Source organism: Escherichia sp. WS3227_2, assembly GCF_046486495.1.
GTDB lineage: Bacteria > Pseudomonadota > Gammaproteobacteria > Enterobacterales > Enterobacteriaceae > Escherichia > Escherichia coli.
In genome coordinates this window covers 69,775-85,609 of the sequence record NZ_JBJQLG010000003.1, presented here as the reverse complement: position 1 = coordinate 85,609, position 15,835 = coordinate 69,775, and the positions used below count along the sequence as shown (strand labels likewise).

Below are 15,835 nucleotides of genomic sequence, written 5' to 3'. Positions count from 1 at the left end.
CCTGATGACATGCAATGATTCAGGCATCTATAGTGAGGCTATTCCACGCATCATGCATGATATTCACGGGGAATAGCGTTAATGGCAGATAATCCAAACCTTTCATCGCCCCTGCCGGACGTGTTTTCACCGGCAACCCGCGACTGGTTTCTTCGCGCCTTTAAACAGCCGACCGCTGTCCAGTCGCAAACCTGGCATGTGGCGGCGCGAGGCGAACATGCGCTGGTGATTGCACCGACTGGCTCCGGGAAAACGCTGGCAGCATTTCTCTACGCCCTCGATCAGCTCTTCCGCGAAGGCGGCGAAGATACCCGCGAGGCGCATAAGCGTAAAACCTCACGCATTCTCTATATTTCACCGATAAAAGCTCTGGGCACCGACGTTCAGCGCAACTTGCAGATCCCGTTACAGGGTATTGCCGATGAACGGCGGCGGCGCGGCGAAACGGAAGTCAATCTTCGCGTGGGGATCCGTACTGGCGATACGCCTGCACAGGAACGCAGCAAACTCACCCGTAATCCGCCGGATATTCTGATCACCACACCCGAATCACTCTATCTGATGCTGACCTCCCGCGCGCGCGAAACGCTACGCGGCGTCGAAACGGTAATTATTGATGAAGTCCACGCGGTAGCGGGCAGTAAACGTGGTGCGCATCTGGCGTTAAGTCTGGAGCGGCTCGATGCGCTGCTCCACGCCTCAGCACAGCGAATTGGCCTTTCTGCCACTGTACGCTCAGCCAGCGATGTGGCAGCATTTCTTGGTGGCGATCGCCCGGTTACGGTAGTCAACCCGCCCGCAATGCGCCATCCGCAGATACGGATTGTCGTACCGGTCGCCAATATGGATGATGTCTCATCGGTCGCCAGCGGCACCGGCGAAGACAGCCATGCCGGCCGGGAAGGCTCCATCTGGCCATATATTGAAACGGGTATCCTTGATGAAGTTTTGCGCCATCGCTCGACCATTGTCTTTACTAATTCACGCGGGCTGGCGGAAAAACTGACGGCACGATTGAATGAGCTTTACGCCGCACGCTTACAGCGTTCCCCGTCTATCGCCGTTGATGCGGCCCATTTCGAGTCGACCTCTGGCGCAACCTCTAACCGTGTACAAAGTAGCGACGTTTTTATTGCTCGATCACACCACGGCTCCGTGTCTAAAGAACAACGAGCAATCACCGAACAGGCGCTGAAATCGGGTGAATTACGCTGCGTGGTCGCAACCTCCAGTCTCGAACTGGGGATTGATATGGGCGCGGTGGATCTGGTGATTCAGGTGGCAACGCCGCTTTCTGTTGCCAGTGGGTTACAACGCATTGGACGTGCCGGACACCAGGTAGGTGGTATCTCCAAAGGGCTTTTTTTCCCCCGAACCAGGCGTGACTTAGTCGATTCCGCAGTCATTGTTGAGTGTATGTTCGCAGGCAGGCTGGAAAACCTGACACCACCGCATAATCCACTCGACGTCCTTGCGCAGCAAACCGTTGCCGCCGCGGCGATGGATGCATTACAGGCAGACGAATGGTACTCCCGCGTACGCCGTGCCGCACCGTGGAAAGATCTGCCAAGACGTGTTTTTGACGCCACGCTGGATATGCTTTCCGGGCGCTATCCCTCTGGCGATTTTTCTGCTTTTCGACCAAAACTGGTCTGGAACAGGGAGACCGGGATATTGACCGCCCGACCTGGCGCTCAGCTGTTGGCGGTTACCAGTGGTGGCACCATTCCGGATCGTGGCATGTATAGCGTGTTATTACCCGAAGGTGAAGAACAGGCCGGTTCGCGGCGGGTGGGTGAACTGGATGAGGAGATGGTATATGAGTCGCGGGTGAACGACATTATCACTCTCGGCGCTACCTCATGGCGGATCCAGCAAATCACCCGCGATCAGGTGATTGTGACTCCTGCTCCGGGTCGTTCTGCCCGGCTCCCCTTCTGGCGTGGTGAAGGTAACGGACGTCCGGCAGAATTAGGCGAGATGATCGGCGATTTTCTCCATTTACTGGCGGATGGCGCGTTCTTTTCCGGGACTATTCCCCCGTGGTTGGCAGAAGAAAATACGATCGCCAATATTCAGGGGTTGATTGACGAGCAGCGCAACGCGACGGGCATCGTTCCGGGGAGTCGTCATCTGGTCCTCGAACGGTGCCGTGATGAAATTGGCGACTGGCGTATTATTTTGCACTCTCCCTATGGAAGACGGGTGCATGAACCCTGGGCGCTGGCGATTGCCGGGCGAATACATGCACTATGGGGCGCTGACGCGTCTGTGGTCGCCAGTGATGACGGCATTGTTGCGCGCATTCCTGACACTGATGGTAAATTGCCCGACGCCGCGATTTTTTTGTTTGAACCAGAAAAGTTGCTACAAATTGTCCGCGAGGCGGTAGGCAGTTCGGCACTTTTCGCCGCCCGTTTTCGCGAATGCGCCGCGCGGGCATTATTAATGCCGGGCCGCACGCCGGGCCATCGCACCCCGCTCTGGCAACAACGGCTGCGCGCCAGTCAGTTGCTGGAAATCGCTCAGGGATATCCGGATTTTCCGGTCATTCTCGAAACCCTACGCGAATGTCTGCAAGATGTTTATGATCTTCCCGCGCTGGAACGTTTGATGCGTCGCCTGAACGGTGGCGAAATTCAAATATCCGATGTAACGACCACAACGCCCTCGCCTTTCGCCGCCAGTTTATTGTTCGGCTATGTCGCGGAATTTATGTACCAGAGCGACGCCCCGCTGGCAGAGCGCCGGGCATCCGTACTGTCGCTGGACAGCGAGTTACTGCGCAATCTACTCGGACAGGTCGATCCGGGGGAATTACTCGACCCGCAGGTCATTCGCCAGGTGGAAGAAGAGTTGCAACGACTGGCTCCTGGCAGAAGAGCGAAAGGTGAAGAAGGATTGTTCGACCTGCTGCGCGAACTGGGGCCAATGACCGTTGAAGACCTGGCGCAACGGCATACAGGCAGCAGTGAAGAGATTGCGTCGTATCTGGAAAATCTTCTTGCAGTAAAACGAATCTTCCCGACCATGATTAGCGGGCAGGAGCGTCTTGCCTGTATGGATGATGCCGCCAGGCTGCGCGATGCTCTCGGCGTACGACTACCAGAGTCACTGCCAGAGATTTATTTGCACCGAGTCAGTTACCCGCTTCGCGACCTCTTTCTGCGCTATCTCCGGGCTCATGCTCTGGTCACGTCTGAACAACTGGCTCATGAGTTTAGTCTCGGTATTGCCATTGTCGAAGAGCAACTTCAGCAACTGCGCGAACAGGGGCTGGTGATGAATCTGCAACAAGACATCTGGGTGAGCGATGAAGTATTTCGTCGTCTGCGTTTGCGCTCGCTGCAAGCCGCCAGAGAAGCGACGCGTCCCGTTGCGGCCACGACCTATGCGCGATTGATGCTGGAACGTCAGGGCGTATTACCCGCCACCGATGGTAGCCCGGCACTCTTTGCCTCAACACCGCCAGGCGTTTATGAGGGCGTGGATGGCGTCATGCGGGTGATCGAACAGCTTGCCGGAGTCGGTTTACCCGCCTCACTCTGGGAAAGCCAGATCCTGCCTGCCCGCGTACGCGACTATTCGCCAGAAATGCTCGATGAATTACTGGCAACCGGTGCGGTTATCTGGTCGGGGCAAAAAAAGCTGGGTGAAGATGACGGTCTGGTGGCACTGCATCTACAGGAATATGCCGCAGAATCGTTCACTTCCGCCGAAGCGAATCAGGCGAATCGTTCGGCACTGCAGCAAGCGATAGTCACGGTTCTGGCTGACGGAGGAGCCTGGTTTGCACAACAAATCAGCCAACGGATACGCGATAAAATCGGCGAATCGGTTGATCCCTCAGCCATGCAAGAGGCGTTATGGGCGCTGGTCTGGCAAGGCGTCATCACCAGCGACATTTGGGCACCGTTACGCGCCCTCACCCGCAGCAGTACCAACACACGCACCTCAACTCGCCGCAGTCACCGGGCTCGTCGTGGACGTCCTGTCTATGCGCAACCCGTCTCGCCGCTGCTATCTTACAACACACCAAAGCTTGCTGGACGCTGGTCGTTATTGCAGGTGGAGCCACTAAACGATACCGAAAGGATGCTGGCGCTGGCGGAAAATATGCTCGACCGCTACGGCATCATCAGTCGTCAGGCGGTGATAGCCGAAAATATCCCTGGCGGGTTTCCATCGATGCAAACGCTTTGTCGAAGTATGGAAGACTCCGGGCGAATTATGCGAGGTCGTTTTGTAGAAGGTCTGGGTGGCGCGCAATTCGCTGAACGTCTGACTATTGACCGATTGCGCGATCTGGCGACACAAACCACGCAAACGCGCCACTATACACCAGTGGCGCTCTCTGCCAACGATCCGGCTAATGTGTGGGGAAATCTTCTGCCCTGGCCTGCACATCCGGCAACGCTGATACCAACGCGTCGGGCGGGTGCGCTGGTGGTCGTTTCTGGCGGAAAATTGTTACTCTATCTGGCGCAAGGTGGCAAAAAAATGCTGGTCTGGCAGGAAAAAGAGGAATTACTCGCCCCAGAGGTTTTCCACGCGCTGACTACCGCACTGCGTCGCGAACCACGGCTGCGCTTTACGCTAACAGAAGTGAATGACCTACCGGTCCGGCAAACGCCGATGTTTACGCTGCTGCGTGAGGCGGGATTTTCAAGTTCGCCACAAGGACTGGATTGGGGATAGAGAAAGGACTGACGGATGCCCGTTCGCATCCGTCAGTATTGCTGGACGGATTATTCCGCGTCCGGCTCTTCAGACTTGTATTTAGCGGCAGTTTCTTTGATCAGCTGCTGCAGTTCGCCACGCTGATACATTTCGATCACGATATCACAACCGCCGACCAGCTCGCCGTCAACCCACAGTTGCGGGAAGGTCGGCCAGTTAGCATATTTCGGCAGTTCCGCACGAATGTCCGGATTCTGCAAGATATCAACATAGGCAAAACGTTCGCCACATGCGGCAAGCGCCTGGACTGCCTGGGCAGAGAAACCGCAGCTCGGCAGTTTCGGTGAACCTTTCATGTACAGCAGGATCGGGTTTTCAGCAATCTGGCGTTGGATTTTTTCGATAGTGGTGCTCATTGTCTTGCTTCCTCAAACTTCTTTACGGCAGTAATCTGACATTGTAGCGGGTCAGTGCGGCATCGGAAAATAACATTTTCATCACGCTTTTGCTATTTTATCCCTTTGCTCTATTTGTTGCATTTCAAATATTCGTTTCTTCCCTGACGCACGGCAAACTGGCGTATTTATAACCATTTTTAGCTTTCACTGCTGCATTTTTTTGCGCTCGCCAACGAAACGTATTTTTTAACAATAAAAGCTATTAACTTTCTCTTCTTCTATGCATTAGAATCATCAAGTTTTGTAAATCAGACGCAGGCATGATAGACCTGCCTTAACAGAGGGACGCTCAGTGGCGCGGATAAACCGTATTTCGATCACGCTCTGTGCTTTACTTTTTACCACCCTGCCTTTAACGCCTATGGCCCATGCTTCAAAGCAAGCCAGGGAGAGTTCTGCTACCACTCATATCACCAAAAAAGCAGATAAAAAGAAAAGCACGGCAACCACCAAAAAGCCCCAGAAAGTCAGCCAGAAAACAGCGAAAAAAGCCGCCAGTAAAAGTACGACCAAAAGCAAAACCGCTTCTTCCGTTAAAAAATCTTCCATTACCGCTTCTAAAAACGCCAAAACTCGCAGCAAACACGCCGTCAATAAAACGGCCTCAGCCAGCTTTACCGAAAAGTGTACCAAACGTAAGGGCTATAAATCGCATTGTGTGAAAGTCAAAAATGCCGCTTCAGGAACTCTTGCCGACGCGCACAAAGCGAAGGTGCAAAAAGCTACGAAAGTGGCAATGAATAAACTGATGCAGCAAATTGGTAAGCCATATCGTTGGGGCGGCAGCTCACCGCGTACCGGTTTTGATTGCAGCGGCCTGGTTTATTACGCTTATAAAGATTTGGTGAAAATTCGTATTCCGCGTACGGCGAATGAAATGTATCACCTGCGAGATGCAGCGCCAATCGAACGTAGTGAACTGAAAAACGGCGACCTGGTCTTTTTCCGTACTCAGGGACGCGGTACAGCCGATCATGTCGGCGTATATGTCGGCAACGGCAAATTTATTCAGTCACCGCGTACGGGTCAGGAAATTCAAATCACTTCTCTCAGTGAAGACTACTGGCAGCGCCACTATGTTGGCGCTCGCCGGGTAATGACCCCAAAAACACTTCGCTAAAACTTTACCCTGTTGTTACGGCAACAGGGTAAGTTCATCTTTTGTCTCACCTTTTAATTTGCTACCCTATCCATACGCACAATAAGGCTATTGTACGTATGCAAATTAATAATAAAGGAGAGTAGCAATGTCATTCGAATTACCTGCACTACCATATGCTAAAGATGCTCTGGCACCGCACATTTCTGCGGAAACCATCGAGTATCACTACGGCAAGCATCATCAGACTTATGTGACTAACCTGAACAACCTGATTAAAGGTACCGCGTTTGAAGGTAAATCACTGGAAGAGATTATTCGCAGCTCTGAAGGTGGCGTATTCAACAACGCAGCTCAGGTCTGGAACCATACTTTCTACTGGAACTGCCTGGCACCGAACGCGGGTGGCGAACCGACTGGAAAAGTCGCTGAAGCTATCGCCGCATCTTTTGGCAGCTTTGCCGATTTCAAAGCTCAGTTTACTGATGCAGCGATCAAAAACTTTGGTTCTGGCTGGACCTGGCTGGTGAAAAACAGCGATGGCAAGCTGGCTATCGTTTCAACCTCTAACGCGGGTACTCCACTGACCACCGATGCAACTCCGCTGCTGACCGTTGATGTCTGGGAACACGCTTATTACATCGACTATCGCAATGCACGTCCTGGCTATCTGGAGCACTTCTGGGCGCTGGTGAACTGGGAATTCGTAGCGAAAAATCTCGCTGCATAATAACTGATGGCAAATGCAACATTGCCTGATGCGCTTCGCTTACCATGCCAACTCGGATGAAGCGTTAACACCGCATCCGGCAAGATAAATCGCACGTTGCCAGCAACTGTAACGCAGAAGGTTATCCTTCTGCGTTTTTGTTTAATTAGCTGTTGGCAACGCAAACTGCCTCAGGTTGTTTTCTGGCTGACATAAACACCAGCAATAATGCCAGTCCTGCGACAATCGCCCCCATCACCGGCACAAAGCTGTATCCCAGCCCAGCGGAAATTACCGCACCACCAGCAGCTGCTCCCAGCGCATTTCCAAGATTAAAGGCACCAATATTGACTGATGAAGACAGACCTGGCGCTTCACTGGCGACACGCATCACGCGCATCTGTAACGGCGGTACGACCGCAAAGGTTGCAGCGCCCCACACCACCATGCTAATAGCTGCGCCGAACTCATTGCGGGCCAGGAACGGGATTGCCAGCATAATCACCATCAGCAGCAACAAAAAGCCTTTCAACGTGCCGTTAACTGAACGATCTGCCAGTTTGCCGCCGAGATAGTTACCAATAGAGAATCCGACACCAATCAGCACCAGCATTGCCGTAACGAACACCGGCGTTGCGTGGGTAATACTTTGCAGTACCGGAGAGATATAGGTGTAGAGGGTAAACATTGCACCAGCTCCCAGTACCGTCGTCAGCAATGCAGACAGCACCTGCGGACGCATTAATACCGCCAGCTCTTTTTTCACTTCAGGTCGCGCCCCTGCGCCACCTTTAGGTAATGAGAAGAACAGACTTACCATTGAAATCACGCCCAGCCCCGCAGTTGCCAGAAATGACATCCGCCAGCCGATGGTTTCGCCCAACCAGGTCGCTGCCGGAACGCCACCGATATTTGCCAGGGTTAACCCCATAAACATAGTGGCAACTGCGCTGGCCTGTTTATGTTTTGGCACCACGCTTGCGGCCACGACTGAACCCAAACCAAAAAATGCTCCGTGATTCAGGCTGGTCAAAATGCGTGAAAGCATCAGGGTCATATAATCCGGCGCGATGGCGGAAAGTACGTTGCCGAGCGTGAAAATCGCCATCAGGAAAATCAACGCACTGCGGCGGGCACGATGAGAAAGTAGAAGCGTCATCAGCGGCGCGCCCACCATTACGCCAACTGCATAGGCACTGATTAACATTCCGGCAGCGGGAATCGAGACATCCACACCGCGCGCAATGACGGCAACAAGCCCATTGGCGAGAACTCCGTTGTCCCGATACCAAACGCGCCAATCGCCAGCGCCAGCAACGGATAGTTAATTTTCATGCCTTATCTCCACCTCTTCGCGTCATTACGCGATATTCATTAAAGTGGCGAAAGCATGACAGCAATCACAAAAAAATGAAAATAACAAAAAGAGAAAACACTTTTGCCATTTTGCTAACAAAAAGGAAGGAGATGCGAGGGAGAACGCGCTCCCTCGAGAGGAAATCAGTGCAGCGCGGCTGTCAAACCCACGGCCACGATCAAACCGAGGACGATAATCGTTGTTACCAGTGAAAATTTAAGGTCGGTGCTCATCAAGTTTTCTCCTTTTTTATTACCACACAAAAAGTGATATTACGCATTTTTACACACTGTGATGAAAAAATCTCCCGTCATTTATAATGATAAGTGTTTTTACCACTTCCCCTTTTCGTCAAGATCGGCCAAAATTCCACGCTTACACTATTTGCGTACTGGCCATTGACCCCTTCCTGACGCTCCGTGTCGTTTTTCCGGCGTACCGCAACACTTTTGTTGTGCGTAAGGTGTGTAAAGGCAAACGTTTACCTTGCGATTTTGCAGGAGCTGAAGTTAGGGTCTGGAGTGAAATGGAATGGCAACAATAAAAGATGTAGCGAAACGAGCAAACGTTTCCACTACAACTGTGTCACACGTGATCAACAAAACACGTTTCGTCGCTGAAGAAACGCGCAACGCCGTGTGGGCAGCGATCAAAGAATTACACTACTCCCCTAGCGCGGTGGCGCGTAGCCTGAAGGTTAACCACACCAAGTCTATCGGTTTGCTGGCGACCAGCAGCGAAGCGGCCTATTTTGCCGAGATCATTGAAGCGGTTGAAAAAAATTGCTTCCAGAAAGGTTACACCCTGATTCTGGGCAATGCGTGGAACAATCTTGAGAAACAGCGGGCTTATCTGTCGATGATGGCGCAAAAACGCGTCGATGGTCTGCTGGTGATGTGTTCTGAGTACCCAGAGCCGTTGCTGGCGATGCTGGAAGAGTATCGCCATATCCCAATGGTGGTGATGGACTGGGGTGAAGCAAAAGCTGACTTCACCGATGCGGTCATTGATAACGCGTTCGAAGGCGGTTACATGGCCGGGCGTTATCTGATAGAACGCGGTCACCGCGAAATCGGCGTTATCCCCGGCCCGCTGGAACGTAACACTGGCGCAGGCCGCCTTGCCGGTTTTATGAAGGCGATGGAAGAAGCGATGATCAAGGTGCCGGAAAGCTGGATTGTACAGGGTGATTTTGAACCTGAATCCGGTTATCGCGCCATGCAGCAAATCCTGTCGCAGCCGCATCGCCCTACTGCCGTCTTCTGTGGTGGCGATATCATGGCAATGGGCGCACTTTGTGCTGCTGATGAAATGGGTCTGCGCGTGCCCCAGGATGTTTCGCTGATCGGTTATGATAACGTGCGCAACGCCCGCTATTTTACGCCGGCGCTGACCACGATCCATCAGCCAAAAGATTCGCTGGGCGAAACGGCGTTTAACATGCTGTTGGATCGTATCGTCAATAAACGCGAAGAACCGCAATCCATTGAAGTGCATCCGCGGTTGATTGAACGCCGCTCCGTGGCTGACGGCCCGTTCCGCGACTATCGCCGTTAATCACCTGTTGCGGGAGTCTCTTCCGGCTCCCGCAGCCACTCCTTATTCAGCGTCTCACTATCGCCGAGATACTCAAGCAACCAGGTTAACGCAGGCGACATATCATTTTGCTGCCATGTCAGACAACATGCCGAATCCGGAAAGGGGTTTTCCAGTTCTAATGCTACCCACTTCCCCTCATTAAGCCACGGTTTGGCGAAATGTGTTGGCACCATCCCTATGCATAATCCTGCAGAGATACAGGTTGCCGATGATTCCCAGTCAGGCACGACAAGTCTTTTTTGGTTATCCAGCAACCAGGTAATACGTTTAGGTAGCGTTCGCGAGGTGTCTTCGCGCACCAATGACGGCCAGTTGCGCAACGTATCATCGCTGAACGGGCCATCCATCAACGCCAGCGGGTGATGGCTGGCAACAACGCAACTCCAGCTTAGCATCCCCATATCCCGGAAGGCATAACGACCGCCTACCGGAATCGCGCGTGTTGCGCCAATCGCCAGTTCCACGCGCCCGTCGGAAAGCGCATCCCAGACACCGTTGAACACTTCCTGAAAGACAAGAAGTTCGACATCATCAAAATGGCGATAAAAATCAACGATCATCTGCCGTGTACGTTCTGGCCTGACAATATTATCCACTGCGATAGCTAACTGACCGCGCCAGCCGTTCGCTATCTGCTGACATTGCTGCCGGGTGATCTGCATTTTTTTGACAACAGAGCGCCCTTCTTTGAGAAACCACGCCCCGGCAGCGGTCAGTTCCACATCACGGTGACGTCGTTCAAACAGCGGCACCGCCAGCCACTCTTCCAGCTGACGCACGGTATAGCTGACCGCAGAAGGAACGCGATGCAACTCCTGTGCCGCAGCGCTAAAACTACCATTACGCGCTACCGCATCAACAACTTCGAGTGAATATTCTGACCACATAGTCTGCCTGCAAAATTTTTGAAACCAGTCATCAAATATTACCGTTTCACAACACTAATTTCACTCCCTACACTTTGCGGCGGTGTTTAATTGAGAGATTTAGAGAATATACATGCAACCTGGGAAAAGATTTTTAGTCTGGCTGGCGGGTTTGAGCGTACTCGGTTTTCTGGCAACCGATATGTATCTGCCTGCTTTCGCCGCCATACAGGCCGACCTGCAAACGCCTGCGTCTGCTGTCAGTGCCAGCCTTAGTCTGTTCCTTGCCGGTTTTGCCGCAGCCCAGCTTCTGTGGGGGCCGCTCTCCGACCGTTATGGTCGTAAACCGGTGTTATTAATCGGCCTGACAATTTTTGCGTTAGGTAGTCTGGGGATGCTGTGGGTTGAAAACGCCGCCACGCTGCTGGTATTGCGTTTTGTACAGGCTGTGGGTGTCTGCGCCGCGGCGGTTATCTGGCAAGCGTTAGTGACGGATTATTATCCTTCGCAGAAAGTTAACCGTATTTTTGCGACCATCATGCCGCTGGTGGGTCTATCTCCGGCACTGGCTCCTCTGTTAGGAAGCTGGCTGCTGGTCCATTTTTCCTGGCAGGCGATTTTCGCCACCCTGTTTGCCATTACCGTGGTGCTGATTCTGCCTATTTTCTGGCTCAAACCCACGACGAAGGCCCGTAACAATAGTCAGGATGGTCTGACCTTTACCGACCTGCTACGTTCTAAGATCTATCGCGGCAACGTGCTGATATATGCGGCCTGTTCAGCCAGTTTTTTTGCATGGCTGACCGGCTCACCGTTCATCCTTAGTGAAATGGGCTACAGCCCGGCAGTTATTGGTTTAAGTTATGTCCCGCAAACTATCGCGTTTCTGATTGGTGGTTATGGCTGTCGCGCCGCACTGCAGAAATGGCAAGGCAAGCAGTTATTACCGTGGTTGCTGGTACTGTTTGCTGTCAGCGTCATTGCGACCTGGGCTGTGGGCTTCATTAGCCATGTGTCGCTAGTCGAAATCCTGATCCCATTCTGTGTGATGGCGATTGCCAATGGCGCGATCTACCCGATTGTTGTCGCCCAGGCGCTGCGTCCCTTCCCACATGCAACTGGTCGCGCCGCAGCGTTGCAGAACACTCTACAACTGGGTCTGTGCTTCCTCGCAAGTCTGGTAGTTTCCTGGCTGATCAGTATCAGCACGCCATTGCTCACCACCACCAGCGTGATGTTATCAACAGTAGTGCTGGTCGCTCTGGGTTACATGATGCAACGTTGTGAAGAAGTAGACTGTCAGAATCATGGCAATGCCGAAGTCGCTCATAGCGAATCACACTGATCTATATCGATATACTTATACTTAGGCTGCTAACAAAATTTTGTTGTATGATTGAAATTAGCGGCCTATACTAATTTCGAGTTGTTAAAGCTACGATAAATATTATGTTTTTACGGGGACAGGATCGTTCCCGACTCACTATGGATGGTCATTTCGGCAAGGGTTCCTCCTTTCCCTCTGTTCTACGTCGGATTATAGACTCGCGGTTTTTTCTGCGAGATTTCTCACAAAGCCCAAAAAGCGTCTACGCTGTTTTAAGGTTCTGATCACCGACCAGTGATGGAGAAACTATGAGTTCATCGTGTATAGAAGAAGTCAGTGTACCGGATGACAACTGGTACCGTATCGCCAACGAATTACTTAGCCGTGCCGGTATAGCCATTAACGGTTCTGCCCCGGCGGATATTCGTGTGAAAAACCCCGATTTTTTTAAACGCGTTCTGCAGGAAGGCTCTTTGGGGTTAGGCGAAAGTTATATGGATGGCTGGTGGGAATGTGACCGACTGGATATGTTTTTTAGCAAAGTCTTACGCGCAGGTCTCGAGAACCAACTCCCCCATCATTTCAAAGACACGCTGCGTATTGCCGGCGCTCGTCTCTTCAATCTGCAGAGTAAAAAACGTGCCTGGATAGTCGGCAAAGAGCATTACGATTTGGGTAATGACTTGTTCAGCCGCATGCTTGATCCCTTCATGCAATATTCCTGCGCTTACTGGAAAGATGCCGATAATCTGGAATCTGCCCAGCAGGCGAAGCTCAAAATGATTTGTGAAAAATTGCAGTTAAAACCAGGGATGCGCGTACTGGATATTGGCTGCGGCTGGGGCGGACTGGCGCACTACATGGCATCTAATTATGACGTAAGCGTGGTTGGCGTCACCATTTCTGCCGAACAGCAAAAAATGGCTCAGGAACGCTGTGAAGGCCTGGATGTCACCATTTTGCTGCAAGATTATCGTGACCTGAACGACCAGTTTGATCGTATTGTTTCTGTGGGGATGTTCGAGCACGTCGGACCGAAAAATTACGATACCTATTTTGCGGTGGTGGATCGTAATTTGAAACCGGAAGGCATATTCCTGCTCCATACTATCGGTTCGAAAAAAACCGATCTGAATGTTGATCCCTGGATTAATAAATATATTTTTCCGAACGGTTGCCTGCCCTCTGTACGCCAGATTGCTCAGTCCAGCGAACCCCACTTTGTGATGGAAGACTGGCATAACTTCGGTGCTGATTACGATACTACGTTGATGGCGTGGTATGAACGATTCCTCGCCGCATGGCCAGAAATTGCGGATAACTACAGTGAACGCTTTAAACGGATGTTTACCTATTATCTGAATGCCTGTGCAGGTGCTTTCCGCGCCCGTGATATTCAGCTCTGGCAGGTGGTGTTCTCACGCGGTGTTGAAAACGGCCTTCGAGTGGCTCGCTAAAGGCTATTCTATCGCCCCCTCTCCGGGGGCGATTTCAGATCAGGCTTCTGTACCTGGTTGATTCATGGCATTTTCTCGTGCCGCCAGCACTCGTTCTACCGTATCTACCACTGCCTGAGTTTGTGGATCGATTTCAATGTTGACGCGTGCGCCGAGTTTTTTCTTCCCAAGAGTCGTGCGTTCCAGTGTTTCCGGAATTAAATGGACGCAAAAACGCGTTGGCGTGACTTCGCCGACGGTCAGGCTAATACCGTCGATGCCAATAAATCCTTTGTACAGGATATATTTCATCAACTGACTATCCTGGACTTTAAACCAGATCTGGCGATTATTTTCCGAGGTTAATATTTTCGCGACTTCAGCGGTGGTCATAATATGACCTGACATTAAGTGTCCGCCAATTTCATCGCTGAATTTCGCCGCACGCTCAACGTTTACCCAATCCCCCACTTTTAAATCGCCAAGATTGGTAATGCGTAACGTTTCTTTCATGAGGTCAAAACTGACATGGTTGCCGTTAATTTCCGTTACGGTCAGGCAGCAACCGTTATGTGCCACGGACGCACCGGTTTCCAGGCCGTCCAGCATGTGGTCGGGTAACTCCACCACATGCGTGCGAAAATTTGGTTTCTCGTCAATCGACACCAGTTTTGCGGTGCCCTGTACAATCCCCGTAAACATACTTACAACTCCTGAAATCAGTTAAGACATTCTGTTCAGCACAATAGCAGGTGGAAAACGCCCTTACCAGTGAAGGGGCAAGAATGGCTATTTTTTCACTGGAGAATTAATAAATCCTCGCTACAATAGACTGAATTTCCCCTGCTTCTTCTTTTTGCTGCCCATTCAGGCGGCTTTTTAGTCTCTCATATAACTACAAATAAAAGGTGTTCACGTGCAGAAGTATATCAGTGAAGCGCGTCTGTTATTAGCATTAGCAATCCCGGTGATTCTCGCGCAAATCGCCCAAACTGCGATGGGTTTTGTCGATACCGTGATGGCGGGCGGCTATAGTGCCACCGACATGGCGGCGGTCGCTATCGGTACTTCTATCTGGCTTCCGGCGATCCTCTTTGGTCACGGACTGCTGCTGGCATTAACGCCGGTTATCGCGCAATTAAATGGTTCCGGTCGACGTGAGCGCATTGCGCATCAGGTGCGACAGGGTTTCTGGCTGGCGGGTTTTGTTTCCGTTCTCATTATGCTGGTGCTGTGGAATGCAGGTTACATTATCCGCTCCATGGAAAACATCGATCCGGCTCTGGCGGACAAAGCCGTGGGTTATCTGCGTGCGTTGCTATGGGGCGCGCCGGGCTATCTGTTCTTCCAGGTTGCCCGTAACCAATGTGAAGGTCTGGCAAAAACCAAGCCGGGTATGGTAATGGGCTTTATCGGCCTGCTGGTGAACATTCCGGTGAACTATATCTTTATTTATGGTCATTTCGGTATGCCTGAGCTCGGTGGCGTTGGTTGTGGCGTGGCTACTGCGGCGGTGTATTGGGTCATGTTCCTTGCCATGGTTTCTTACATTAAACGCGCCCGCTCGATGCGCGATATTCGTAACGAAAAAGGCACTGCGAAGCCCGATCCTGCGGTTATGAAACGACTGATTCAACTCGGTTTGCCAATTGCGCTGGCGCTGTTCTTTGAAGTAACGCTGTTTGCCGTCGTGGCTCTGTTAGTGTCTCCGCTCGGTATTGTTGATGTCGCAGGACACCAGATTGCCCTGAACTTTAGTTCACTGATGTTTGTGCTTCCAATGTCGCTGGCGGCAGCGGTAACTATCCGCGTAGGTTATCGTCTGGGTCAGGGCTCAACGCTGGATGCGCAAACCGCTGCGCGGACCGGGCTTATGGTGGGTGTCTGTATGGCAACCCTGACGGCCATTTTCACGGTTTCACTGCGGGAGCAAATCGCCCTGTTGTACAACGACAATCCCGAGGTTGTAACGCTGGCTGCGCATTTGATGTTGCTGGCGGCGGTATATCAGATTTCTGACTCTATCCAGGTGATTGGCAGTGGGATTTTGCGTGGTTATAAAGATACGCGTTCCATTTTCTATATCACCTTTACGGCTTACTGGGTGCTGGGCTTGCCAAGCGGCTATATTCTGGCACTGACCGATCTGGTCGTTGAACCTATGGGGCCAGCAGGCTTCTGGATAGGCTTTATTATTGGCCTGACGTCGGCAGCCATTATGATGATGCTGCGTATGCGGTTCCTGCAACGTCTGCCGTCAGCCATCATTCTGCAACGAGCAGCTCGCTAGTAAAGACAAGGCGC

General features: G+C 52.0%; 11 protein-coding genes and 1 pseudogene. 7 read left to right on the top strand and 5 right to left on the bottom strand.

Going from position 1 to position 15,835, the window contains the following annotated elements:
• Positions 1–81: 81 nt before the first annotated feature.
• Positions 82–4,698, top strand: a complete 4,617-nt coding sequence (locus tag ACJHXB_RS05640) for an ATP-dependent helicase (protein ID WP_410233469.1) — start codon at positions 82–84, stop codon at positions 4,696–4,698.
• A 50-nt stretch (positions 4,699–4,748) separates the two neighbouring features.
• Here the strand turns inward: ACJHXB_RS05640 and grxD are convergent, their stop codons facing one another.
• On the bottom strand, positions 4,749–5,096 hold the full coding sequence (grxD, locus tag ACJHXB_RS05635) for a monothiol glutaredoxin 4 (RefSeq protein ID WP_000108172.1): 348 nt from the start codon (positions 5,094–5,096) through the stop codon (positions 4,749–4,751).
• A gap of 334 nt (positions 5,097–5,430) precedes the next feature.
• Between grxD and mepH the strand changes: the two genes are divergently transcribed.
• Positions 5,431–6,258, top strand: coding sequence for a peptidoglycan DD-endopeptidase MepH (mepH, locus tag ACJHXB_RS05630; RefSeq protein ID WP_000101172.1), 828 nt, complete (start codon positions 5,431–5,433; stop codon positions 6,256–6,258).
• Positions 6,259–6,385: 127 nt separating this feature from the next.
• Positions 6,386–6,967, top strand: a complete 582-nt coding sequence (gene sodB, locus ACJHXB_RS05625) for a superoxide dismutase [Fe] (protein ID WP_000007283.1) — start codon at positions 6,386–6,388, stop codon at positions 6,965–6,967.
• Positions 6,968–7,112: 145 nt separating this feature from the next.
• Here the strand turns inward: sodB and ACJHXB_RS05620 are convergent.
• Positions 7,113–8,281 (bottom strand): annotated as a pseudogene (locus ACJHXB_RS05620) (MFS transporter).
• Positions 8,282–8,446: 165 nt separating this feature from the next.
• Positions 8,447–8,536 carry a cytochrome bd-I accessory subunit CydH gene (gene cydH, locus ACJHXB_RS05615; protein ID WP_000102278.1) on the bottom strand — a complete coding sequence of 30 codons (90 nt, stop codon included), beginning with the start codon at positions 8,534–8,536 and terminating at the stop codon, positions 8,447–8,449.
• A 298-nt stretch (positions 8,537–8,834) separates the two neighbouring features.
• Between cydH and purR the strand changes: the two genes are divergently transcribed.
• Positions 8,835–9,860, top strand: coding sequence for an HTH-type transcriptional repressor PurR (gene purR / locus ACJHXB_RS05610; protein ID WP_000190982.1), 1,026 nt, complete (start codon positions 8,835–8,837; stop codon positions 9,858–9,860).
• Here purR and punR read toward each other — a convergent pair.
• On the bottom strand, positions 9,857–10,789 hold the full coding sequence (gene punR, locus ACJHXB_RS05605) for a DNA-binding transcriptional activator PunR (protein WP_000269493.1): 933 nt from the start codon (positions 10,787–10,789) through the stop codon (positions 9,857–9,859). The two genes, purR and punR, sit on opposite strands and share 4 nt — an antisense overlap.
• 112 nt (positions 10,790–10,901) lie before the next feature.
• Between punR and punC the strand changes: the two genes are divergently transcribed.
• Together punC and cfa are read left to right on the top strand one after the other, a co-directional pair.
• Positions 10,902–12,113 (top strand): purine nucleoside transporter PunC, encoded by a 1,212-nt coding sequence (gene punC / locus ACJHXB_RS05600; RefSeq protein WP_001182352.1) that lies wholly within the window; start codon positions 10,902–10,904, stop codon positions 12,111–12,113.
• Positions 12,114–12,403: 290 nt separating this feature from the next.
• Positions 12,404–13,552: a cyclopropane fatty acyl phospholipid synthase gene (gene cfa / locus ACJHXB_RS05595; protein WP_000098896.1), complete on the top strand. Its 1,149-nt coding sequence runs from the start codon at positions 12,404–12,406 to the stop codon at positions 13,550–13,552.
• A 39-nt stretch (positions 13,553–13,591) separates the two neighbouring features.
• Here the strand turns inward: cfa and ribE are convergent, their stop codons facing one another.
• Positions 13,592–14,233 carry a riboflavin synthase gene (gene ribE / locus ACJHXB_RS05590; protein WP_000493947.1) on the bottom strand — a complete coding sequence of 214 codons (642 nt, stop codon included), beginning with the start codon at positions 14,231–14,233 and terminating at the stop codon, positions 13,592–13,594.
• A 214-nt stretch (positions 14,234–14,447) separates the two neighbouring features.
• On the opposite strand from ribE, the gene mdtK reads away from it, so the two are divergent.
• Entirely contained in the window at positions 14,448–15,821 is a 1,374-nt protein-coding gene (gene mdtK / locus ACJHXB_RS05585; protein WP_001174939.1) for a multidrug efflux MATE transporter MdtK, read from the top strand.
• Positions 15,822–15,835 lie beyond the last annotated feature (14 nt).

What these genes read in the sequence shown, in the direction of transcription:
- ACJHXB_RS05640 (WP_410233469.1), top strand. Translation starts at nt 82, where the DNA reads ATGGCAGATAATCCAAACCTTTCATCGCCCCTGCCGGACGTGTTTTCA.
- grxD (WP_000108172.1), bottom strand. Translation starts at nt 5,096, where the DNA reads ATGAGCACCACTATCGAAAAAATCCAACGCCAGATTGCTGAAAACCCG.
- sodB (WP_000007283.1), top strand. Translation starts at nt 6,386, where the DNA reads ATGTCATTCGAATTACCTGCACTACCATATGCTAAAGATGCTCTGGCA.
- cydH (WP_000102278.1), bottom strand. Translation starts at nt 8,536, where the DNA reads ATGAGCACCGACCTTAAATTTTCACTGGTAACAACGATTATCGTCCTC.
- purR (WP_000190982.1), top strand. Translation starts at nt 8,835, where the DNA reads ATGGCAACAATAAAAGATGTAGCGAAACGAGCAAACGTTTCCACTACA.
- punR (WP_000269493.1), bottom strand. Translation starts at nt 10,789, where the DNA reads ATGTGGTCAGAATATTCACTCGAAGTTGTTGATGCGGTAGCGCGTAAT.
- punC (WP_001182352.1), top strand. Translation starts at nt 10,902, where the DNA reads ATGCAACCTGGGAAAAGATTTTTAGTCTGGCTGGCGGGTTTGAGCGTA.
- cfa (WP_000098896.1), top strand. Translation starts at nt 12,404, where the DNA reads ATGAGTTCATCGTGTATAGAAGAAGTCAGTGTACCGGATGACAACTGG.
- ribE (WP_000493947.1), bottom strand. Translation starts at nt 14,233, where the DNA reads ATGTTTACGGGGATTGTACAGGGCACCGCAAAACTGGTGTCGATTGAC.